The sequence below is a fragment of the Vibrio algarum genome, assembly GCF_028204155.1.
Taxonomy (GTDB): domain Bacteria; phylum Pseudomonadota; class Gammaproteobacteria; order Enterobacterales; family Vibrionaceae; genus Vibrio; species Vibrio algarum.
Genome location: NZ_JAQLOI010000001.1, coordinates 413996 through 437363, shown reverse-complemented (window position 1 = coordinate 437363; position 23368 = coordinate 413996). Strand labels below are relative to the sequence as shown.

Here is a 23368-nt window from a genome sequence, read left to right as displayed (position 1 = left end):
AATTAACTAGAAGATGCCGTTCCACTAGCAAAAAACTCTATTTGACGGCGGAATAAGAATATTTGAAGTCACATTAAGAACCAATGTGGCATTAGAAGCTATTAGATCAATAGCAAAACTCACTAAAGACGCGCTCGAGGTCGCATCTAACCAATATTAAAATAAGCTTTTTCTCCTTTATGATTAACTTACTTATAGGAATGGCATATTATTGATTCCAAATAGGCATACCCGATCTGATACAAAAACCTGAGAGATCACTTAGTTAATATATGACTGCGAAAAAACAACGCCCAACACTACAAAACATTGCAGACCAAGTTGGTGTTACCAAAATGACGGTAAGCCGTTATTTACGTGATCCCGAGAAAGTATCAGCAGTGGTCGGCGAAAAAATAGCGAAGGCTGTTGAAGAATTGGGTTATGTACCAAATAGAGCACCAGATATACTATCCAAAGCAAAGAGTTACTCCATCGGTGTATTGCTCCCATCATTGACTAACCAAGTGTTTGACGAAGTATTAAGAGGCATAGAAACAGTTATTGAACCTCTTGGTTACCAGGCTATGTTAGCTCATTACGGGTATAGTAAAGAGATTGAAGAAAAGCGTATAGAAACGCTTCTTTCATACAATGTCGATGGCATCATTCTTTCTGAAAGTTTTCATACTGAACGCTCTAAAAGAATGCTGAAAGCAACAGGTGTCCCTGTAGTGGAAATAATGGATTCTGCCTCCCCTCCTCTACAACAGGCCGTTGGGTTTGATAATTACGCTGCCAGTGTAGCAATAACGAAATTAATGCTATCTAAAGATAGAACAAATATCGCTTATCTTGCTGCAAGAATGGACGTGCGTACAAAGCAAAAGATTAAGGGTTTTGAACAAACCATTGAAGGTGCTGGATTATCACCTCTCGTTATTAGTACTAAACAGGCATCATCATATTCGGTTGGTTCTGAACTATTTCGCTTAGCGAAAGAAAAAAATCCTCAATTGGATGGCATATACTGTACCAATGACGACTTAGCAATAGGTGCTCTATTTGAATGTCTTAGACAAGGTATCAAGGTACCTGAAGATATGTCCATTGTTGGATTTCATGGTCATAACATTGCGTCAGTTGTATCTCCCACACTCGCGACAGTAATAACACCGAGAGAAGAAATGGGGAAAATAGCAGCAGATCAGTTATTAAAAAGAATACTAAACCCAAATGAGCCCATTACTGAGCGTGTTATCGAGCTACAAACCGAAATATTTTTGGGTGAAAGCCTTTAGTTTTACCGTTTCAATATAGAGATCTAAAAAGAGCGCTTTGATAGCGCTCTTCATCTATTTAACCTTATGAGCGCGAAATTACTCGCCGCTTATAAGATTTCTACCATTAATAGCAATTTTTCGTGGTTTCATTGCTTCTGGGATTTCACGCTCTAAATCTACATGGAGTAACCCATTTTCCATTACTGCGCCGACGACTTTCACATAATCAGCTAATTGGAATTTACGCTCGAAGTCGCGCTCAGCAATACCCTGATATACGTACTTTTTCTCTTCTTCAGCTTTGCGTTCACCGCGTACAATAAGCATATTTTCTTTTTGAGTAATGTCTAGTTGCTCATCAGAAAATCCCGCGACTGCCATAGTAATACGGTACTTATTTTCATCTTGTTGTTCGATATTATACGGTGGGTAACCGTTAGAAGAGTTTTTGGTTGCGCCAGCTTCCATTAAATCAAACAAACGATCAAAGCCAATAGCGTTGCGGTAAAGTGGTGCGAAGTCTACAGTTCTCATATTTCTATCCTCTTAATTAAGCAATAGCCTTAAACACTCTTTTTTATAAAAGTGGTTAAGGAATTAGATTTAACACTCCAGATGGACTTGCTGATCTAATTTTCAAAGTTAAATTGTGTGCTCTCCAAAATGGACAAGCGGTGCAGAGACCCATTGGCATCTCTTCATAAATAAATATGGGAGCAAAAAAATGGCTTTCAAGGGCAAATAAAAAAAACACCGCAAAAAGCGGTGTTTCAGAAGCACGAGTAACAATTACCTTTTGAAAGATAAAGTTAAAATACTAAACGTCTAAGTTTGCTACTTTAAGCGCATTGTCTTCGATAAAGTTACGACGAGGCTCAACTTGATCACCCATTAAGGTCGTAAATAATTGATCCGCACCAACTGCATCTTCAATTTTCACTTGCATCATACGACGAGTTTCAGGATCCATCGTGGTTTCCCAAAGTTGATCAGGGTTCATCTCACCGAGACCTTTGTAACGTTGTAAGCTCAAACCACGACGAGATTCTTTCTTCAGCCATTCTAGTGCTTCAGCAAAGCTGTCTACTTCTAGTGTACGTTCGCCACGTTTAATGTAAGCACCTTCTTCTATTAGTCCTTCTAGAGACTCTGACAAAGAAGCTAACTTACCATACTCTTTCGTTGCTAGTAGGTCTAAACCAATAACGTATTCGTGTGTAACACCATGAGTACGAATAACAATTTTTGCTAAGGAAACATTCAGTTCTTCATGTCTTTCAACTTCAAGGCTGTATTGGCTAGCACCCGTTTCTTTCGCTTTTAGCTGCTCGATTAAGCGTTTACCCCATGCTTCAACTTCTGTAGCATCTTGGCACATTTCTACCGTTAAACGAGGAACATAAACCAGCTCATGTACAAGAGAATGAGGATAGCGGCGAGTCATACGATCCACTAGCTTCATGCCTTTATTGTACTGTTGAACAAGTTGTTCCAAAGCTTCACCAGCAATAGTTGGTGCATTTGGATTTACATGTAATTCAGCATTATCAAGTGCAAGTGATACTTGATATTGATCCATTGCATCTTCATCTTTAATGTACTGCTCTTGCTTACCTTTTTTCACTTTATAAAGTGGTGGCTGAGCAATATAAATATAGCCACGCTCGATAAGCTCGGGCATTTGGCGATAGAAGAACGTCAGAAGAAGCGTACGGATGTGAGAACCATCCACATCGGCATCGGTCATGATGATGATGTTGTGATAACGCAGTTTATCTGGGTTATATTCGTCACGGCCAATACCACAACCAAGCGCTGTAATTAGCGTTGCCACTTCTTGCGATGAAAGCATTTTATCAAAACGTGCTTTTTCTACGTTAAGGATTTTACCTTTTAACGGTAGAATTGCTTGATTCTTACGATTACGCCCCTGCTTGGCTGAACCGCCAGCAGAGTCCCCTTCCACAATATAAAGTTCGGAAAGAGCGGGATCTTTTTCTTGGCAATCCGCTAGTTTACCCGGTAGACCGGCTAAATCTAGTGCACCTTTACGGCGAGTCATTTCACGGGCTTTACGCGCAGCATCACGAGCACGAGCAGCATCAATAATCTTACCGCAAACAATTTTAGCTTCGCCTGGATTTTCAATTAGGAATTCAGACAGCTTTTCACCCATTGCAGATTCAACTGCTGATTTCACTTCAGATGAAACCAACTTATCTTTTGTTTGGCTAGAAAACTTAGGATCCGGTACTTTAACCGATACAACCGCTGTTAAACCTTCTCTAGCGTCATCACCAGAAGTGGCTGTTTTCGCCTTTTTGGAGAAACCTTCTCTATCCATAAAGCTATTTAGCGTACGCGTTAACGCAGAACGGAAACCAGCTAGGTGTGTACCGCCATCTTTTTGAGGAATATTATTGGTATAACAAAAAATATTTTCTTGATAACCATCATTCCACTGCATCGCTACTTCAACGGTAATACCGTCTTCACGTTCAAAATCAAAGTGGAATACCTTTTGAATGATTGGTGTTTTATTGGTATTTAAATAGTCAACAAACGCTCTAGTACCACCTTCATACATAAAGTGGTCCATTTTATCTTCTTCGCGCTCATCAATAAGCTTAATGGACACACCCGAATTTAGAAACGACAGTTCTCTTAAGCGTTTGGCTAAAATTTCATAATGGAATTTTACGTTAGTAAACGTTTCTTCACTTGGCCAAAATCGAATTACTGTCCCAGTTTTTTCAGTTGAGCCGGTAACTGCTAATGGTGATTGTGGCACGCCGTGACAATATGTTTGCTCATGGATTTTACCTTGACGGTAAATAGTTAAGTCAACCTGCTTAGAGAGTGCGTTAACAACTGAAACACCAACACCGTGCAAGCCACCGGATACTTTATATGAGTTATCATCAAACTTACCACCAGCGTGCAATACCGTCATAATAACTTCGGCAGCAGATACACCTTCTTCTTCATGTATCTCTGTTGGAATACCTCGACCATCATCACTTACTGATACCGAGTTATCTTCATGAATAGTAATTATGATGTCATTACAGTGACCTGCCAACGCTTCATCGATGGAGTTGTCCACAACTTCGAAAACCATATGATGAAGACCGGTTCCGTCATCCGTGTCGCCAATGTACATTCCCGGACGCTTGCGTACCGCATCCAATCCTTTCAGTACTTTAATACTCGATGAATCGTAATTTTCTGCCATGAGTTACTCTCTATTAGGACTATCAGCCCGCTTATCAATACACTCTATTTTGCCATGTTCCACATGAAACATCCTGCCATTTTCGTCATACATATCGTCGATCTGGCTGGCGGTAATAGAACTTACAAAAACCTGAGCCCCCGTCTGCTTTAAACACGTTGCTAAACGTTCGCGACGTTGGCTATCTAATTCTGAAGCAAAATCATCAATTAAATAGATGCATTGCTTACCAGTCACTTGAGTTAAGTGTTGTCCCTGCGCGACGCGCAATGCACAAACCATCAATTTCAATTGACCACGAGATAACACATCTTCAACTGGTGTGTTATTCACTTTCATTCGTAAATCTGCTTTATTTGGGCCACTAAAGGTATACCCAAGCATTTGATCTCTTTCGAAGTTTTTTTCTAGAATATCTGCGTAGGAGGTATCTTTTTCCCACCCTCGATAATACTTCAATTTGATCTCAAATTCTGGCAAAAAGCTGCTACAGATTGCTTCTGCCACACATTTTAACTCATCAATATAAGCTTTTCGCCATTTATCAATATTTTCAGCAAGTTGAACTAGCTCTTGATCCCAATAACTAAGCTCTTTATAACACTTTGCCGACTTCAAAAGTGCATTTCTTTGCTTTGTCAGGCGCTTTAACCTTCCCCAAGCATCATAAAACCCTGATTCTGTATGAAACACACCCCAATCGATGAATGCTCTGCGATGCTTAGGCCCATCCGTAAGCAATTCAAAACCTTCGGGATGGATTAACTGTAAAGGTAAAACTTGCGCAAGCTGAGCCAGTTTTTGGCCAGATTGACCGCCTATTTTAACCTCTGTTGTACCATCACGCTTCTTATTTATACCTACTGGTAACTCAAAACTATCAGAATCTAAAGGCTGCCCACTCTTAAGTCGGCCATGAATAAATAATTCACTACATTCATTTTGAATTACCCGGCCTGTCAATGCACTTTTAAATGAACGACCATGACCAAGCATATAAACGGCTTCAAGAAGACTAGTCTTACCGCTTCCATTGGGTCCAATAATAAAATTAAAGCCTGCCGATAGGTCAATATCACAGGCTTCGATATTTCTAAATTGTTTAATCGCTAAACGAGTTAAAGGCATCTATTTACAATATTCAATTATAAACGGATTGGCATAACCACATACATTGCACTGTCATCGTCCGCATTTTCAACTAAAGCACTAGCGTTAGCATCAGACATTGAAATTCTTACTTTATCACATCGCAGCGTGCCTAAAACATCCAATACATAACTAACGTTAAAACCAATCTCTAAATCATCGCCTTGAAAATTAACATCCAACAGCTCTTCTGCTTCTTCTTGTTCAGGATTGTTAGCCGTAATGCGCATTTCATTACCATAAAGGTTCACTCTAACTCCACGAAACTTCTCATTAGATAAGATCGCAGCACGAGAAAATGCCTGACGTAACTCTTCACATCCTGCTTCTAATGTTTTGGTCGTACTTTGTGGCATAACTCGTCGGTAATCAGGAAAACGACCATCGACTAATTTTGATGTAAACGTAAAGTTATTTACGTCAGCACGAATATTTGATTGACCTATCTGCAGAGTGACCGGGCTTTCAGGTGCATCCAATAAACGTACAAGCTCTTGAATTCCTTTACGTGGAACAATTACCTGTTGCGATGTGAACTCTGCACCAAGTGCTGTTTGTGAAACCGCCATTCTATGGCCATCTGTTGCAACTGAACGCAATGTTGAACCATCAATTTCAAACAACATACCGTTGAGATAATAACGAACATCTTGGTTCGCCATTGAAAACTGTGTCTTTTCGATAAGAGATCTAAGTTCAATCTGTGAAAGTGTTATTTCTACTTCACTTTGCCAATCTTCTATATTTGGAAAATCTGAAGCCGGTAATGTAGCAAGAGAAAATCGGCTTCTTCCTGAGCGAACTTGAATTCTGTCACCATCCAATACCACAGTAATAACTGCATCATCAGGTAATCCACGCCAAATATCTAAAAACTTACGCGAAGGAACTGTAATACTACCCGCTTCAAAATCGCCTTCCAGAGCGATACGTGCAACCAATTCAACTTCTAAATCGGTTGCAGTCATTAGCAATGTATTATCTTCTACTTTAAGTAATATATTGCCCAAAATAGGTAATGTAGGTCGACCTCCTAATGCACCCGAAACTTGTTGCAGTGGCTTTAGAAGGTGATTACGTTCAATAGTAAATTTCATAACTGTCTCTTTTCTTTACCTACTGTGCTATTAAGAAGATAGGGTACGAATTAAATTTGAGTAGTCTTCTTTTATGTCATGACTCTCTTCACGCAACTGCTCTATTTTACGACAAGCGTGCAATACTGTCGTATGATCACGGCCGCCAAAAGCATCGCCAATTTCGGGAAGACTATGGTTAGTCAACTCTTTAGCTAGTGCCATCGCTAATTGGCGAGGTCTTGCTACGGAACGAGAACGACGCTTAGAAAGTAAATCTGCAACTTTAATTTTGTAATATTCGGCAACTGTTTTTTGAATATTGTCGATAGTAACCAGCTTCTCTTGTAGAGCGAGCAGATCACGTAACGCTTCACGCACAAAGTCTATAGTGATTGGCCGTCCAGTAAAGTTAGCGTTAGCTATAACACGATTAAGTGCTCCTTCTAACTCGCGGACATTTGAGCGAAGTCGCTTAGCGATAAAAAATGCAACTTCATCAGCCAAGTGTATCTGGTGGTCTTCCGCTTTCTTCATCAAGATGGCGACTCGAGTTTCCAATTCCGGAGGCTCTATCGCCACCGTTAATCCCCACCCAAAACGAGATTTCAAACGATCTTCGACACCGTTAATTTCTTTCGGATAACGGTCTGAAGTAAGAATTATTTGCTGGTTACCTTCAAGGAGTGCATTAAAGGTGTGAAAGAACTCCTCTTGAGAGCGTTCTTTGTTCGCAAAAAACTGAATATCATCGATTAGAAGTGCATCAACGCTTCGGTAATAGCGCTTAAACTCTTCAATAGCATTATTTTGTAGCGCTTTTACCATATCCTGAACAAAACGCTCTGAATGCATATAAACAACTTTTGCATTTGGCTTGTTATCCACAATTGCATTTCCAACCGCATGCAATAAGTGTGTTTTACCCAAGCCGGTTCCACCGTATAAAAATAGTGGATTGTATGCTGCACCAGGATTACCCGCCACTTGGCGAGCAGCTGCCAAACCTAATTGGTTCGACTTACCCTCAACAAAATTATTGAAGTTGTGTTTTTGGTTTACGTTAGAACGGTGATTAATTTCCACCAACTCAGATTCGTCATCCCAGGTTTTATGCACAGGCTTACGAGCTTGAAGTTGCGCAGGTGCTGAAGATTCTGCAGCAACATCGGCTTTAGATTTTCTCGTTACTTGCGTTGGAGAAACAGAAATTCGCTTACTGCCGACTTCAAATCTAAGATTAGGTACATCTGATCCACAAAATTCTTTAAGAAGGCGATTAATATTGTTTAGATACCTATCACGCACCCAATCTAAAACAAATCGGTTCGGGGCAAATAAGGTCAGCGTATTATCATTAAGTTCTGCTTCTAGTGGCCTTAGCCACATACTAAACTCAGTTGCTGATAGCTCTTCTTGTAGTTGTTGCAGACACTGTAACCATAGCGAAGATGACACTGTGACCCCACTATTATTTTATGAGTTGGAAAAGGACGGCAATTTTACTCTTTGTAAGAGAAGATCTCCAGCAAATGATCGCAGATCCAGTGAATAAGATCGAAGTTATTCACATTTAATTATTTTATATACCAAATACCCACAGATTTAACCCCAAAATAGTTGACCTAACTTACCATAATATAAGATCTTTTTTAGTTATCCCCAATACTCACAGGAAGATCGATTGTTGGGGACAAATCACTTGGTTATTTCTAATAACATCTGGTTATTTTATTTATAACTCGCTTTACCAGTAACATCCAACCTATCAAATATAGAGGATTTTATAGAATGAAACACTGGTTAAGAAACTTATTCACAATTTTTGCCCTAGCCACTTCTTCCATTCAAGTAGCTTATGCTACAACGGACGTAAAAGTAGGTATGTCAGGTAGATACTTTCCATTTACCTTTGTAAAACAAGACAAACTTCAAGGTTTCGAAGTTGACCTATGGGACGAAATTGGTCGTAGAAACGATTATAACGTTGAGTACGTCACAGCAAACTTTTCGGGTCTTTTTGGTCTATTAGAAACAGGTCGTATTGACACTATTTCTAATCAAATAACGATTACTGATGTACGTGAGGCTAAATATTTGTTCGCTGACCCCTATGTTATTGATGGTGCCCAAATAGCAGTGCGCAAAGGTAGAGATGATATTCAAGGAATAGAAGATTTAGATGGTAAAACCGTTGCTGTTAACCTTGGTTCTAATTTTGAACAACTTTTACGTGATTACGACAAAAACAATAAAATAAACATCAAAACCTATGACACTGGTATTGAGCATGACGTTGCTCTAGGCAGAGCAGATGCCTTCGTTATGGATAGACTTTCTGTACTTGAAGTTATCAAGAAAACAGGATTGCCTTTACAGCTAGCAGGCCAGCCTTTTGAAACGATTGAGAATGCATGGCCATTTGTTAAAAACGAGAATGGAACTAAACTTCAAGCCGACGTAAATAAGACATTAGCAGATATGCGTGCTGACGGTACACTTAAAGCGATATCTCTAAAGTGGTTTAACGCTGACATAACTAAAAAATAAAATCAGTTAATTTATACAGTTAGGAACCTTTGATGTCTTTTGATTTTAACTACATGCTAGAACTGCTACCCATTCTATTCAAATACTTAGGTACCACCTTAGAAATGGCAGTTTGGGGACTGTTTTTCTCTCTAATTTTGTCAATTTTTATTGCCAACATTAGAGTATTTAAGGTTCCTGTACTGGATCAGCTCAGTCAGCTGTATATAAGTTTTTTCCGTGGAACCCCTTTATTAGTACAGCTATTTTTACTTTATTACGGATTACCACAAGTATTCCCTATTTTGGTCGGAATCGACGCATTTACAGCTGCAATTATTGGGCTGAGCTTACATTTTTCTGCTTATATGGCGGAAAGTATACGTGCCGCAATTATTGGTATTGATAGAAGTCAGATGGAAGCAAGTCTCTCTGTTGGTATGACAACCAGTCAGGCGATGCGCAGAATAATTTTACCTCAAGCCACTCGCGTCGCTTTACCATCCCTGATGAATTATTTTATCGATATGATTAAATCAACATCATTAGCTTTCACATTAGGTGTTGCAGAAATAATGGCGAAAGCACAGATGGAAGCAGCGTCTAGTTTCCGGTTCTTTGAGGCCTTCTTAGCCGTGGCTCTTATCTATTGGGGAGTGGTTGTGATTCTAACTCGTATACAAATATGGGCTGAATTTAAACTTAATAAGGCATATCAAAGATGATCAAGTTAGAGAATATCCACAAGAGCTTTGGTACGTCATCCGTTCTTTCAGGTATAGACATAGAAATTAAACAAGGCGAAATAATCGTTGTAATAGGATCAAGCGGTACTGGAAAATCGACTCTGCTTCGCTGTGTTAACTTTCTAGAAAACGCGGATAAAGGCAAGATCACTATCGATGATGTTTCTGTCAATGTTGAAAACCATACTAAGGCAGAAGTACTCGCTCTGCGTAAAAAAACAGCCTTTGTTTTTCAAAACTACGCACTTTTTTCGCACTTAACGGCTAAACAGAATATAGCAGAAGGATTAGTAACTGTCCGAGGATGGAGTAAAGAGCAAGCTTACAATCGTTCACAACAGATTCTAGATGACATAGGTTTAGGCGATAAATCGGATAGTTATCCTGCCGCACTTTCTGGTGGTCAACAACAGCGCGTCGGTATTGGTAGAGCAATGGCGCTTCAGCCTGAACTATTGTTGTTTGATGAACCAACATCTGCTCTCGATCCTGAATGGGTTGGTGAAGTTCTTAGCTTAATGAAACAGTTAGCAACGAAACATCAAACGATGTTGATCGTCACTCATGAGATGCAATTCGCTAAAGAAGTCGCGGACAGGGTAATATTTATGGCCGAAGGCAAAATTGTCGAGCAAGGTAATCCACAGGATATATTTGGTAATCCACAAGATATTAGGCTCAAAAAGTTTTTAAAAAATGTTGGGATCCAATAAAGATCCTTGAGATTTAACCCACACTACGTATAATCCGTCGACCGGAATAAAATAGCCTTTAAAAGCTTAACAGTTATTGACTCTTTAGAAGTCAGTGATTACAATTCCGCCTCTTTGTTGAGAGGCGTCGAATATTTAGTTCCACGCCGGGTTTAACAAGAACCTATAAACTACTGATCAGTAAAGGTATTATCATGAAACGCACTTTTCAACCTTCAGTTCTTAAGCGCAAGCGCTCTCACGGTTTCCGTGCACGCATGGCAACTAAGAACGGTCGTAAGACAATTAATGCACGTCGTGCTAAAGGCCGTGCGCGCCTTTCAAAATAATTCGCGATTATTTTGAATCCGTACGCGTTCAATCGGGAGTTACGTCTGTTAACTCCCGAGCATTATAAAAATGTATTCCAGCAAGCACATCGTGCAGGCTCCCCCATTTCACTATTATTGCTCGTAACAATTCTCTTTCTCATCCTCGCTTAGGTTTAGCCGTACCCAAAAAGCAGATTAAAACCGCTGTTGGCCGAAATCGCTTTAAACGCCTTACCCGAGAGAGCTTTAGAACCATTCAACATCAACTTCCAAATAAAGATTTTGTTGTCATCGCGAAAAAGAGTGCTCAAGACTTGAGCAATGAAGAAATGTTTAAATTATTAGAAAAACTATGGCATCGCCTTTCTCGCCCTTCTCGTGGTTAGCTATCGGCTTGATTTATATATATAAGTGGGCAATTAGTCCGCTTATTGGCCCACGCTGCCGCTTTACACCAACGTGCTCAACTTATGCTGTTGAAGCAATAAAATTGCACGGTTTTGTAAAAGGTTGTTGGTTATCTGGCAAACGTCTATTAAAATGCCACCCTTTGAACGAAGGGGGTTTCGACCCCGTTCCACCGAACCAAGATAAAGACAGAGACAATTAACGATGGATTCTCAACGTAATATCCTGCTTATCGCTTTGGCACTGGTTTCTTTTTTACTATATCAACAATGGCAAGTTGAAAAGAACCCACAAGCACCACAGCGATTAGAACAGGCACAAAATAACGGTACTTTACCTGCACCATCAATTGCTAATGACCTTGACGCTGCGCCTCAGCAAAGTTCATCAGCAAAACTCATCACTGTAACAACTGACGTGTTAACTCTGTCAATTGATACTTTTGGTGGTGATGTTGTTTCTGCACAATTAAACGAATACGCAAAAGAAGAAGATTCTGAAGAACGATTTACTCTTCTTAAAAGCGATGTAGATCATACCTACATTGCACAAAGCGGTTTGGTTGGTCCACAGGGCATAGATTTAAGCAGTACTAGTCGTCCAAACTACAATGTATCTTCTGATACCTTTGTAATGAATGATGATCAAGATGAACTGCGCGTACCACTTACATATTCTGTTAGTGGCATTAATTACGTTAAAACCTTCGTTCTAAAACGTGGTCAATACGATATTGATGTTAGTTACGATATTGATAACCAATCGGGTAACAACGCTACTTTTGGTATGTATGCACATCTTCGTCAAAATGTAATGGATGATGGTGGTAGCTTGACCATGCCAACTTATCGTGGCGGAGCATACTCTAGCCAAGATACCCGTTATAAGAAATACAGTTTCGATGATATGCAAGACCGTAACCTTTCTATCAATTTACCAGAAGGTCAAGGTTGGGCAGCGATGCTTGAGCACTATTTCGCAACAGCATGGATTCCTCGTGAAGCTCCAGGTTCAAGCCTTTATACTCGCGTGATTGGCAACCTAGGTGATATTGGCGTTCGTATGCCAAATACAACCGTTGCGAATGGTGAGAAAGCACAACTTGAAGCAACATTATGGGTTGGTCCAAAACTGCAAAAAGAGATGGCTGCCGTTGCTCCTAGTTTAGACCTCGTTGTCGACTATGGTTGGTTATGGTTTATTGCGAAGCCTCTTCACTGGTTACTCTCTATGATTCAGAGCGTTGTAGTGAACTGGGGTCTATCTATTATGATCCTAACTTTCATTGTTCGTGGTGCGATGTACCCGCTAACGAAAGCGCAATATACCTCTATGGCTAAAATGCGTATGCTGCAACCTAAGTTGGCAGCCATGCGTGAACGAATCGGTGATGACCGTCAGCGTATGAGCCAAGAAATGATGGAATTGTATAAGAAAGAGAAAGTAAACCCACTTGGTGGTTGTTTACCTATCTTCCTTCAAATGCCTATCTTCATTTCTTTGTACTGGTCACTAATGGAATCCGTTGAACTGCGTCATTCTCCATTCTTCTTATGGATTACCGACCTTTCAGCTCAAGACCCGTATTACATCCTGCCTTTATTAATGGGTGGTAGTATGTTCTTGATTCAGAAGATGAGCCCAACAACCGTTACCGACCCAATGCAACAGAAGATCATGACGTTTATGCCTATCATGTTTACAGGTTTCTTCCTGTTCTTCCCTTCTGGTTTGGTTCTTTACTGGTTGGTTTCGAACGTAGTGACACTTATCCAACAGACTTTAATCTATAGAAACTTGGAAAAGAAAGGCTTACATTCTAAATAAGAATGAATAAATATTAAGAAAGGCGGCCTAAAGGTCGCCTTTTTGTTTTTAGCTGATTACAATTTACTTATTCGGATCCTGATTAACAGAGTAATACCTTTGTTCAGGTCGCTGTAAATACTTCCCTGTAAATTTGACTGTCGCAGCCATATAGCTGTAACAGACACCTGATCAAAGAAGTCACCCAGCCATATAATGTTGTTCTTTGTATCAAGTAGGAAATACTATGACCACAGATACTATTGTCGCTCAAGCTACCGCGCCCGGACGTGGTGGTGTCGGTATTATAAGAGTTTCAGGACCTAAAGCTTGTCAGGTAGCTATAGAGGTTACGGGTAAAACACTTAAACCCCGTTACGCGGAATATATTCCCTTCAAATCAGAAGATGGAATTGAATTGGATCAAGGGATAGCACTTTATTTTCCTAATCCACATTCATTTACTGGAGAAGATGTTCTCGAGCTTCAAGGGCACGGTGGCCCTGTCGTCATGGATATGCTTATCAAACGTATCCTAAAAATAGAAGGGCTCCGTCCTGCTCGTCCTGGTGAGTTCTCTGAACGCGCTTTTATGAACGATAAAATGGATCTAACCCAAGCGGAAGCTATTGCCGATCTGATAGACGCGAGTTCAGAGCAAGCAGCAAAATCTGCACTTCAGTCTCTACAAGGTCAATTTTCTAAAAAAATAAATACCTTAGTGGATTCTTTGATCTACTTAAGAATTTATGTAGAAGCTGCTATTGATTTCCCAGAAGAAGAAATTGACTTCCTAGCTGACGGTAAAGTAAGTACTGACTTACAAAACATAATTGATAATTTGGAAGCGGTTAGAGCAGAAGCAAACCAAGGTTCTATTATGCGAGAAGGTATGAAAGTTGTGATTGCAGGAAGGCCAAATGCAGGTAAATCAAGCCTTCTAAACGCTCTTTCTGGAAAAGATTCTGCCATCGTAACAGATATAGCCGGAACCACCCGCGATGTATTACGAGAGCATATTCATATTGATGGTATGCCTTTACATATTATCGACACAGCCGGTCTTAGAGATGCCTCTGATGAGGTTGAAAGGATTGGAATAAATAGAGCTTGGGAAGAGATATCTCAGGCGGATAGAGTTCTCTTTATGGTGGATGGTACAACCACTGATGCCACCGATCCCAAAGAAATTTGGCCAGATTTCATCGATCGCCTGCCTCATAAAATTGGAATGACAGTAATCAGAAATAAAGCGGATCAAACTAATGAAACGCTTGGTATTTGCCATGTTAACGATCCTACTCTTATTCGATTATCCGCTAAAACTGGTGAAGGTGTTGAATCACTACGAAATCATTTAAAAGAGTGCATGGGTTTTACCGGAAACAACGAAGGCGGTTTTATGGCACGTAGGCGTCATTTGGATGCACTGAATAAGGCAGCCGACCACCTTAATATAGGTAAGCAGCAACTCGAAGGCTATATGGCTGGAGAAATTCTTGCTGAAGAATTAAGAATAACTCAGCAGCATCTAAATGAAATTACTGGTGAATTTAGCTCAGATGATCTATTAGGCCGAATTTTTTCATCATTCTGTATTGGAAAATAGTACGTCATTACATAGAAAAGAGTCGTTATTTACACGACTCTTTTCTTAGGTTGCACAAAAGTTAATTAAGATCACCAACCACTCTAACTTTAAAGTGATGTGATTCATCAACCATGTAAGCAAGGGGTATATCACTCTGTGATATAACAGTTAGTGAGTCCTCACTTGCTCCTGCTAACACAGCTTGTTTTTTCGCTATATTGACCAAACTTTCAAAAATATCCGAACGAGTACTATTTTGAGTCGATGCTATTTTTTCTACATTGCTTCCTATCTTACCAATCGCTACCCCAATAGCATTCGCCACTTCAAAATGCTTTGGCCTAATAACTCGACTAGCGCCTTGAATGTGATCATCCAAAATAGCACTACCACCACCTACTAGGATTACCGGAATATTATCGTCAGAGGTTTTAATTGAGTCCACCGCTATATCAATATCAGTACTAAGCTGTTTCGCTACTTTTTCACACAAATCACGTGGGACTAAATCCAAATTAACATTGTGCTCACCTTGCCATCTAAAACGCTCTAAGCGCAAAGCAATATCTGTTAATGTTAATGAATCTCCACCGAATACTCTGCCTTTTTGGGTAAGTTCGAAAGCAACACTTTCAGGTCCAATGATGACCTCATCATCATTTTGCTTAATGACAGTTCCCCCACCAATACCTACAGCTAAAATATCTGGCATTCTAAAATTAGTTGATATGCCACCAACGTTCGCAGAAACAGAAGACTCTCTAGGATACCCGTCAACTAGCACACCCAAATCACTCGTTGTTCCTCCAACATCAATAACAATGGCGTCAGAGAGCCCAGATAAATGACATCCACCTCTCAATGAATTAGTCGGCCCACAAGCAATAGTAACAATTGGATGAGCTTCAATTGACGACTGATCAATTAATGTCCCATCATTTTGACTAAATAATGGTTTGGCATGCAAACCAAAATTATCTAGCGCATCAGCAAACCCTTGCGTAAATTTTTTAGCCAACGGAATAAGCGCTGCATTCAATATAGAGGCATTTTCCCGCTCTAATAGGCCCATCATTCCAATTTCATGTGAAAGCGTTATGGAAACATCAGGCATTATTTCTTTTACAATATTTGATACGGCGATCTCTTGATCGTTTTTTATCGTTGAAAATACACCTGAAATTGAAATCGATTCAACTTCACCGATCATTTTCGAGCAAATATCTCGGATCTCTTGCTCGTTGATAGCAGCTATTTCTTCACCATTAAATTCTAATCCACCGTGAACCATATAAAAATGTTCACCTAGGTAAGGACTCCAACCTTCTGGCCAACCAGTTAAGGGAGGAAGAGAATCCCCACTCGGTAAACAAACACGAATATGCCCAACTCTACAAAGACCTTTTCTTTCAACGATCGCATTAGTACATTGGGTTGTTCCCAACATTGCATATTTTATCTGATCAGCTGGAATTTTACTGATTGTCAACAATGCGTCTATCGCATCATGGATACCCTGCGCTACATCGATTGTTGTAGGTGATTTTATTTTAGCCACACAGTTAAGCTGACTATCTAATATAACGCCATCAGTATTGGTACCACCTACATCGATACCTAGTCGATAATCAGTCATAACTTCCCCTCACCCAACAACTGCTCAACTTTCTGATATTCCAACGAATAACCAAAATACTTAGGGCCAACTACTGATATTCCCTTGCTTGTCCTCCACTTAGGATCACAAGGGTAAGCAATAACACTCACTCTCTGACCATAATGTAGGTTTTCTGTCGTTATCGCTTTTCCTGTTTCCATATCTAATACTGAAATCATATCTGGCGTCATAGCCAAAGGTCTCGGCTCACTTGTAATATCAGTAGCAAGTAATAATTCATTTTGAAACTGTATCTCTACTTCTTTTCTTTCAAAGCTAGAAAATGAAGACACGTGTAATTTTCCTCTAGCAAAACCACCGACTGTTTTACGTTCTACATCCGTAATTTTTCCTTCTATAAGCTTATAACCGTTAATAAAACTTAGTATAGAATCAACAGGATGAGTTGATGATTTATCCCTTATGGCAGAACCAAGGTTCCATGCAAGTGATAAAGTTCCGTGTAATGCGCTTTGCTTTAATTCCGATCCATTCATAGGGTAATCACAAATTAGTGCTTCTCCACCCATTTGATCAACAATAGGCCGTGCTAATTTTTCAGCCCATACTCCATCAATAGGTTCTATAATCGCCCTATTACCTCTTTCATCAACCAATACATTCGGTGCTGATTTAAGTCCATCTAGATAAAATGTGACCATTTGCGATTCAGGAAAAGCTCTTCCCATAGCATCACAATCAATAATGGGTAAGCCATATCGCGCAGCAGCCAGTATAGGAACCATAGAATTACTGCCACCAATTTCTATAGGAAAAGTAGCCGCTACTTTTCTACCCATATACTCTTCTATTCCCTTCAAAGCTAAATCTATCTGTCGATAAGATAAGAACTTCTCGATAGCAACTGTCGGCGCACCGATCATACTTACTGGAACAACTAGATCGTCATCACAAAGATCATCAGGTTGAATTACTTCCACAGGACCGTATTTTTGTATGGCATATTTTGCCATCAAAGAACCAAGATGAGGATCCCCACCACCGCCAGTCCCTAAGACTCCAGCCCCTGTCGCAATATCATCAATAACATCTTCAGTTAATAGTGTTAAATGTTTCATTATTAGGCCACTTTTGAAGTTAATGAGGCTATAGATGAAAACTTACTTATAATCAAATAACTTAAAGCCGCAGCAACCGTTCCATCTAAAACTGAAATAGACGATATCTGTATGAGATTAAGGAAATCATAACTCGTGATAAAACAGGTAATAGCACCAATACACCAAGCGATGATCGCAGGATAATGAATGCTAATTATTTGTCCTCGTTCAACAGATAGCTCTTTTTTTCTATTTATTAGATAATAATCAACAAGATAAACACCAGCAATTGGAGAAACTACTGTACCGAGAAACGAGAGAAACACACCAAATCGATCAACCATCCCATCGATAGCTAGAACCGTACCTACAACCGAAATAACCCCGACCAATACCCATCTTTTTGCTGTTGGGAAGGTGACAGCAAGATCTAAAGCACCGCCTATCAAGTTCATTGTGTTGGTTGTCCATTGAGCTAAAACTAAAACAAGAATGGCAGATAACCCCATCCCTAGAGAAAATAGTACCGCTACAAGGTCATCATTTCCTACAAACTTAGTCAAAACTAAAGCAACAACAACAATAAAACTATTTCCTATAAGAAAGCCAAGACCAGCCCCTAAAATGGCGTCTTTTCTTTGACGTGCATATCGAGCTACATCAGGTGCATTGACTGCGCCTAATATCCAAATAGAAACAACATAAGAAATAGCAACACCAAATCCGATAGGTTCAGATACCACGTCTTGAATGGTGCTATCAGATGTCATAACTGTATACAGCGCATAACCTATAATAGAAATTAAAATAGGTACGCTAATCATACTCAGTTTACCTAGAGCCCTTACACCCCATAAAGCTGTCAGTGACATCAATAAACTACCAAAAATTAGTACAATAAATCTCGATATTTCAATATCAATAGATTCCAATGCAGATGTCGTCACTACCGTAAAAAAGTCCAATTGAAATGCATACCAGCCAACGAGTGAAACCCCCGTAACAAAACCAACCAGCTTTCCACCAATACGCCCAAAAACATTGCTACAAATTAACACCGTAGATAAGCCACTAGAAAAACCGACATTAGCACAAAGTGCAGCAAGGACAGCGAGCAATGAAGACCCTATAAAAACAGCTATCATTGAATCAAAAAGCGTCATACCTTCACTTAAAAAAGCACCTAAAAAAAGGCCAGAAATATCTATTCCTATAGCAACCCATATGATAGCTATAAACCACCAGTGTTTACGTTCATTACTTGGTACTGCTTGCAACTCATAATCTTGAATCGAGTCTTGCAAATTATTTTTTGAATCCACATCCATGTCTATATTCCTTCACTCTTCCTTGACTAGTACTCCACTTTCACTAATATTTACATCAAATTGAACCCCTAAAACTAAATGTAAACATTAGAAAAACAAATGTATGAGCTTTTCAGTTAAAGAATTTTATCAGTTTGATGTGTTCTGCCAGATTGTAGAATCAGGCGGCATAACGAATGCGGAATATGTAACAGGTTTGAGTCAACCAAGCTTGAGTGCCATATTGGCTAAGTTAGAAAAAAACTAAACATGCGATTATGTGATAGAGGCAGAGGTGGTTTTCAACTGACTCCTCAAGGCGAAGCTGTTTACAAAGAAGCCAAAATTGCACTTACTTCATTTAATTCATTTAGTGAAACGCTCACTGAACTCAAAGGAGAGCTTATTGGACAAGTTTCAATTGGTAGTATCGACAACCTTCTTAGTTATCAACCTTCGCCCATAACTCAAGCTTTACAATATGCAAAAGGTTATGCTCCAAACATCCGGTATACTTTTTTCAATCTGACATATATCAGCTTGAAAGGCGATTAATGGATGGGACAGATCAGCTTCTTATTGGTGTTATACCCGATAGATTAAAATCTCATTTGAGAAGTGAGATTCTATACCATGAAGAAAGTCAGCTTTATATTGCTTCTTCGACACCTGAAAGCGAATTGAAATCTATTAAAGTAATTACGGGGGGTACTCTTCCGACACAGTGAGCAACCTTGTCAATGACCATTTCGAATACCTTGAAGTTTTAGATCAGCTATCACTTGATGCGGGTTTAATGCATATATTATCAGGTAATTATGCTGTCTTTTTACCAATACATTATGCCAATCAATATGTGCAATGCGGGCTAATAAAAAATGTTGAGCAAAATACATATCGCTATACAAGCCAAGTTTCCGTTTCATTTAACCCTAAACGTAAACTGAACCTCGCTTCTGAATTCATTTTAAAATCGCTAATACGGTACGCTAATACCCATACATAAAAACAAAATTGAATAATTCTCGTCTAAATTTAATACTAGTAACGAGTAAAGAACCTAAAAAAGAGGCTAAAAGAACAATGATCCACATTATAACTGGTAGCACATTAGGCACTGCAGAGTACGTTGGTGATCACTTAAGTGACGTTTTACAAGAAAATGGATTGGCTACAACGATCCATAATACCCCTGATTTGAAAACTATCCCAAATGAAGGTACCTGGTTAATTGTTACTTCAACTCACGGAGCTGGTGACTACCCAGAAAATATCCAACCTTTTATCAACAGCCTATTAAACACCCCACCAAAAATGACTGATGTTAAATTTGCAGTTATTGCGATTGGAGATTCTAGCTACGACACTTTTTGTGCTGCTGGCAAACATGCCTTCAATTTACTGGAAGACATAGGCGCAATGGCTATTTCAGAATGTTTAATCATTGATATTCTTGATCATCAAATTCCAGAAGAACCCGCTGAAGAGTGGTTAAACACTTTAATCAGTCAAATGTAACCAGATAAAATTACACTTCTATTGCACATCTTATACCTACATGTGGATAAGTTATGCTTGTAAACCTAATTTTTTTGAACACTACAAAACACTAATTGTGGATAACTAACCTTAATACCAGTGATTAAGCTATAGTTATCCCAATAACAACTTTATTTCGATCTTTCATCTGTGGATAAAAAGCCATTTTGATCCCAGCTAATCCTCCTATAGATCAAAGCAAGATCACACGATATGATCCTCATAAACACCATGATCTTATTGATCATTTTTGAGTTACTAACATGATCGTGCTTGCTTAATAATAGATCCAATAAAAAGATCTCTATATAGATCTTATATATATTCTATATTTTAAATCTCTTCAAAATTACTCTAAATACATTTTACCAACTTCACAAAACAGGTAGAATGACGCTCCTTTTTCATTCACGTTTTCATTAGAAATACCTTAAGGTCGATCCATGCTTTATCACGAACAATTTGACGTCATCGTTATTGGTGGCGGACATGCTGGAACGGAAGCTGCACTTGCATCTGCTAGAACAGGTAGAAAAACACTTCTGCTAACACACAATATTGATACGTTAGGACAAATGTCTTGTAACCCTGCTATTGGAGGCATAGGTAAAGGACATTTAGTTAAAGAAGTTGATGCACTTGGCGGACTGATGGCCCAAGCAATAGATGAAGCAGGTATCCAATTTAGAACACTCAATGCTTCTAAAGGTCCAGCGGTACGAGCTACTCGCGCACAAGCTGATAGAGCTCTTTATAAATCTTTTGTTAGAAAAGCATTAGAAAACACGCCAAATTTAACTCTTTTTCAGCAACCAGCAGATGATCTTATTGTTGAAAATGATCAAGTCACTGGTGTTGTTACTCAAATGGGCCTAAAAATACGTGCCAAATCCGTTGTATTGACGGTGGGTACGTTTCTTGGTGGTAAGATCCACATTGGTATGGAAAGTTCTTCTGGAGGCCGTGCAGGCGATCCTCCTTCAATTGCCTTAGCGGATAGATTACGTGAATTACCACTAAGAGTTGATCGACTAAAAACAGGGACTCCACCACGTATCGATGCAAATAGTGTTGATTTTTCATTATTAGAAGTGCAACACGGTGATAACCCTACACCAGTATTTTCATTTTTAGGTAATCGCACTCAACATCCAAGACAGATACCTTGTTACATCACTCATACAAATGACAAAACTCATGAGGTTATTCGAGCTAATTTAGATAGAAGCCCTATGTATGCTGGTGTGATTGAAGGGATTGGCCCCCGCTATTGCCCTTCTATTGAAGATAAAGTGATGCGTTTTTCTGATAAAAATAGCCATCAAATTTTTATTGAACCAGAAGGGTTAAATACAACAGAACTCTACCCAAATGGTATATCCACAAGTTTACCGTTTGATGTACAAGTAAATATAGTTCGATCAATGAAAGGTTTTGAAAACGCTCATATTGTTCGCCCTGGTTACGCAATTGAATACGATTTTTTCGATCCTAGAGATCTAAAACAGACTTATGAAAATAAATTTATTAAAGGGCTGTTTTTTGCAGGGCAAATTAATGGTACTACGGGCTATGAAGAAGCTGCAGCTCAAGGATTAATGGCTGGTTTAAACGCTAGTTTATTTACCCAAGATAAAGAAGGTTGGAACCCTCGTCGCGATGAGGCGTACATGGGTGTGCTTATTGATGATTTATCAACGATGGGTACCAAAGAACCTTATAGAATGTTTACTTCTCGAGCAGAATACCGATTACTTCTCCGTGAAGATAATGCTGATTTACGCTTAACTGAGAAAGGGCGTGAATTAGGCCTAGTTAATGATGAACGTTGGGCTCGTTTTAACCAAAAAGTAGATAACTTAGAAAAAGAACGACAACGTCTGAAAGATATTTGGGTCAACCCAAAATCGGAAGGTGTCGAGAATTTAAATACTTTACTGAAGACTCCTTTGGTTAGAGAAGCATGTGGAGAAGATCTATTACGTCGTCCTGAAATTACCTATAAACAGCTGACAGAGTTAGAGATGTTTTCACCAGCTTTAGAGGATCAACAAGCTTCTGAGCAGGTTGAAATTCAGGTCAAATATGAAGGTTATATTCAGCGTCAAAAAGATGAGATAGAAAAATCATTACGCCATGAAAATACTAAACTTCCTGTTGATATTGATTATAAAAATGTTCAAGGTTTATCTAATGAAGTTGTGGCCAAGCTCAACGAGGCAAAACCAGAATCAATAGGAATTGCATCTAGAATTTCGGGTATTACCCCAGCAGCCGTCTCTATCTTATTGGTATATTTAAAAAAACAAGGCATGCTTAAAAAGGGAAATGGATAAGTGACTCAATTAAATGATAGATTGAATTTTCTTATCGATAAGACTGATCTTGTTGTTAATGAACAGCAAAGAACCCAGCTTATTGGATATGTTGAAATGCTAAACAAGTGGAATAAAGCTTACAACTTGACCTCTGTTCGCAACCCTATGGATATGCTAGTAAAGCATATTCTTGATAGTATTGTTGTCAGCCCGCATTTGCATGGAAATAGATTAATTGATGTAGGTACAGGACCAGGATTACCAGGCATTCCATTGGCAATTATGAACCCTGAAAAAGAGTTTTATCTTCTAGATAGCTTGGGCAAACGAATTCGATTTATAAAACAAGTTCTTCATGAACTTGGAATTAAAAATGTTACAACGATACAAAGTAGAGTCGAAGAATTTCAGCCAGAGGAAAAATTTGATACTGTTTTGAGTCGAGCATTTGCTTCTATGAGCGATATGGTCGAGTGGTGTCATCACCTACCTAAGCAAAAAACGGGTCAATTCCTCGCTCTGAAAGGCTTACTTTCACAAGATGAGATTGAACAGTTGCCAAAATGGTGTAATGTGATCGAAGTCAAAGCTTTGAATGTTCCTGAGCTAGAAGGTGAGAGACATCTTGTAACCTTAGCCAAGATGGAAGAGTAGAGAGGT

The 23368-nt window shown here is 39.2% G+C and carries 23 protein-coding genes and 2 pseudogenes; 16 read left to right on the top strand and 9 right to left on the bottom strand.

Annotation, left to right across the window (positions count from 1 at the left end; translation table 11 throughout):
* Nucleotides 1-43: 43 nt before the first annotated feature.
* Both PGX00_RS02240 and gntR read left to right on the top strand, forming a co-directional pair.
* Nucleotides 44-160, top strand: a pseudogene (locus PGX00_RS02240) (hypothetical protein); the annotation flags it as partial.
* A 112-nt stretch (nucleotides 161-272) separates the two neighbouring features.
* Nucleotides 273-1280 (top strand): gluconate operon transcriptional repressor GntR, encoded by a 1008-nt coding sequence (gene gntR / locus PGX00_RS02235; RefSeq protein WP_272132522.1) that lies wholly within the window; start codon nucleotides 273-275, stop codon nucleotides 1278-1280.
* 78 nt (nucleotides 1281-1358) lie between these two features.
* On the opposite strand, the gene PGX00_RS02230 is transcribed toward gntR, so the two are convergent.
* The 5 genes from PGX00_RS02230 to dnaA form a co-directional block, all read right to left on the bottom strand.
* On the bottom strand, nucleotides 1359-1796 hold the full coding sequence (locus PGX00_RS02230) for an Hsp20 family protein (RefSeq protein ID WP_272132521.1): 438 nt from the start codon (nucleotides 1794-1796) through the stop codon (nucleotides 1359-1361).
* 283 nt (nucleotides 1797-2079) lie between these two features.
* A complete protein-coding gene (gene gyrB / locus PGX00_RS02225) occupies nucleotides 2080-4497 on the bottom strand; it encodes a DNA topoisomerase (ATP-hydrolyzing) subunit B (protein WP_272132520.1) in 2418 nt (805 codons plus the stop codon).
* Between the two features lie 3 nt (nucleotides 4498-4500).
* Entirely contained in the window at nucleotides 4501-5625 is a 1125-nt protein-coding gene (gene recF / locus PGX00_RS02220; protein ID WP_272132519.1) for a DNA replication/repair protein RecF, read from the bottom strand.
* A 17-nt stretch (nucleotides 5626-5642) separates the two neighbouring features.
* A complete protein-coding gene (gene dnaN / locus PGX00_RS02215; protein WP_272132518.1) occupies nucleotides 5643-6743 on the bottom strand; it encodes a DNA polymerase III subunit beta in 1101 nt (366 codons plus the stop codon).
* Nucleotides 6744-6773: 30 nt separating this feature from the next.
* Nucleotides 6774-8180: a chromosomal replication initiator protein DnaA gene (dnaA, locus tag PGX00_RS02210; protein WP_272132516.1), complete on the bottom strand. Its 1407-nt coding sequence runs from the start codon at nucleotides 8178-8180 to the stop codon at nucleotides 6774-6776.
* A gap of 333 nt (nucleotides 8181-8513) precedes the next feature.
* Here dnaA and PGX00_RS02205 point away from each other — a divergent pair, with 333 nt between their 5' ends.
* From PGX00_RS02205 to mnmE, 8 genes and pseudogenes are all read left to right on the top strand, one after another.
* Nucleotides 8514-9272, top strand: a complete 759-nt coding sequence (locus PGX00_RS02205; RefSeq protein ID WP_272132515.1) for an amino acid ABC transporter substrate-binding protein — start codon at nucleotides 8514-8516, stop codon at nucleotides 9270-9272.
* Between the two features lie 32 nt (nucleotides 9273-9304).
* A complete protein-coding gene (locus PGX00_RS02200) occupies nucleotides 9305-9976 on the top strand; it encodes an amino acid ABC transporter permease (protein WP_272132514.1) in 672 nt (223 codons plus the stop codon).
* Nucleotides 9973-10710: an amino acid ABC transporter ATP-binding protein gene (locus PGX00_RS02195; protein WP_272132513.1), complete on the top strand. Its 738-nt coding sequence runs from the start codon at nucleotides 9973-9975 to the stop codon at nucleotides 10708-10710. Before PGX00_RS02200 ends, PGX00_RS02195 begins: the two co-directional genes overlap by 4 nt.
* A gap of 194 nt (nucleotides 10711-10904) precedes the next feature.
* Nucleotides 10905-11039 carry a 50S ribosomal protein L34 gene (gene rpmH / locus PGX00_RS02190; protein WP_272132512.1) on the top strand — a complete coding sequence of 45 codons (135 nt, stop codon included), beginning with the start codon at nucleotides 10905-10907 and terminating at the stop codon, nucleotides 11037-11039.
* Between the two features lie 45 nt (nucleotides 11040-11084).
* Nucleotides 11085-11407: pseudogene (gene rnpA / locus PGX00_RS02185) on the top strand (ribonuclease P protein component).
* The gene (gene yidD / locus PGX00_RS02180) at nucleotides 11374-11631 is read left to right on the top strand and encodes a membrane protein insertion efficiency factor YidD (protein ID WP_272132511.1); all 258 of its coding nucleotides are present in this window, start codon (nucleotides 11374-11376) and stop codon (nucleotides 11629-11631) included. The pseudogene rnpA and the gene yidD overlap by 34 nt, the downstream one beginning before the upstream one ends.
* A 2-nt stretch (nucleotides 11632-11633) precedes the next feature.
* Nucleotides 11634-13256 carry a membrane protein insertase YidC gene (gene yidC / locus PGX00_RS02175; RefSeq protein WP_272132510.1) on the top strand — a complete coding sequence of 541 codons (1623 nt, stop codon included), beginning with the start codon at nucleotides 11634-11636 and terminating at the stop codon, nucleotides 13254-13256.
* Between the two features lie 226 nt (nucleotides 13257-13482).
* Entirely contained in the window at nucleotides 13483-14844 is a 1362-nt protein-coding gene (gene mnmE, locus PGX00_RS02170) for a tRNA uridine-5-carboxymethylaminomethyl(34) synthesis GTPase MnmE (RefSeq protein WP_272132509.1), read from the top strand.
* A gap of 61 nt (nucleotides 14845-14905) precedes the next feature.
* On the opposite strand, the gene PGX00_RS02165 is transcribed toward mnmE, so the two are convergent.
* Genes PGX00_RS02165 through PGX00_RS02155 form a run of 3 tightly spaced genes read right to left on the bottom strand, consistent with a single transcriptional unit; the run spans nucleotide 14906 to nucleotide 18872 of the window.
* On the bottom strand, nucleotides 14906-16462 hold the full coding sequence (locus tag PGX00_RS02165; protein ID WP_272132508.1) for a hydantoinase/oxoprolinase family protein: 1557 nt from the start codon (nucleotides 16460-16462) through the stop codon (nucleotides 14906-14908).
* Entirely contained in the window at nucleotides 16459-17562 is a 1104-nt protein-coding gene (locus PGX00_RS02160; protein WP_272132507.1) for a DUF917 domain-containing protein, read from the bottom strand. Before PGX00_RS02160 ends, PGX00_RS02165 begins: the two co-directional genes overlap by 4 nt.
* A 2-nt stretch (nucleotides 17563-17564) precedes the next feature.
* A complete protein-coding gene (locus tag PGX00_RS02155) occupies nucleotides 17565-18872 on the bottom strand; it encodes a cytosine permease (protein WP_272132506.1) in 1308 nt (435 codons plus the stop codon).
* 103 nt (nucleotides 18873-18975) lie between these two features.
* Here PGX00_RS02155 and PGX00_RS02150 point away from each other — a divergent pair, with 103 nt between their 5' ends.
* Genes PGX00_RS02150 through PGX00_RS02140 form a run of 3 tightly spaced genes read left to right on the top strand, consistent with a single transcriptional unit; the run spans nucleotide 18976 to nucleotide 19579 of the window.
* On the top strand, nucleotides 18976-19119 hold the full coding sequence (locus PGX00_RS02150) for a hypothetical protein (RefSeq protein WP_272132504.1): 144 nt from the start codon (nucleotides 18976-18978) through the stop codon (nucleotides 19117-19119).
* A 2-nt stretch (nucleotides 19120-19121) separates the two neighbouring features.
* A complete protein-coding gene (locus tag PGX00_RS02145) occupies nucleotides 19122-19406 on the top strand; it encodes a hypothetical protein (RefSeq protein ID WP_272132503.1) in 285 nt (94 codons plus the stop codon).
* On the top strand, nucleotides 19406-19579 hold the full coding sequence (locus PGX00_RS02140; protein WP_272132502.1) for a hypothetical protein: 174 nt from the start codon (nucleotides 19406-19408) through the stop codon (nucleotides 19577-19579). Before PGX00_RS02145 ends, PGX00_RS02140 begins: the two co-directional genes overlap by 1 nt.
* A gap of 9 nt (nucleotides 19580-19588) precedes the next feature.
* Here PGX00_RS02140 and PGX00_RS02135 read toward each other — a convergent pair whose 3' ends face one another.
* Nucleotides 19589-19777: a hypothetical protein gene (locus PGX00_RS02135; protein ID WP_272132501.1), complete on the bottom strand. Its 189-nt coding sequence runs from the start codon at nucleotides 19775-19777 to the stop codon at nucleotides 19589-19591.
* 157 nt (nucleotides 19778-19934) lie between these two features.
* Between PGX00_RS02135 and mioC the strand changes: the two genes are divergently transcribed.
* The 3 genes from mioC (at nucleotide 19935) to rsmG (ending at nucleotide 23362) form a co-directional block, all read left to right on the top strand.
* Nucleotides 19935-20369, top strand: coding sequence for an FMN-binding protein MioC (gene mioC, locus PGX00_RS02130; RefSeq protein WP_272132499.1), 435 nt, complete (start codon nucleotides 19935-19937; stop codon nucleotides 20367-20369).
* Nucleotides 20370-20833: 464 nt separating this feature from the next.
* The gene (mnmG, locus tag PGX00_RS02125) at nucleotides 20834-22726 is read left to right on the top strand and encodes a tRNA uridine-5-carboxymethylaminomethyl(34) synthesis enzyme MnmG (protein WP_272132497.1); all 1893 of its coding nucleotides are present in this window, start codon (nucleotides 20834-20836) and stop codon (nucleotides 22724-22726) included.
* The gene (gene rsmG / locus PGX00_RS02120; RefSeq protein WP_272132495.1) at nucleotides 22727-23362 is read left to right on the top strand and encodes a 16S rRNA (guanine(527)-N(7))-methyltransferase RsmG; all 636 of its coding nucleotides are present in this window, start codon (nucleotides 22727-22729) and stop codon (nucleotides 23360-23362) included.
* Nucleotides 23363-23368 lie beyond the last annotated feature (6 nt).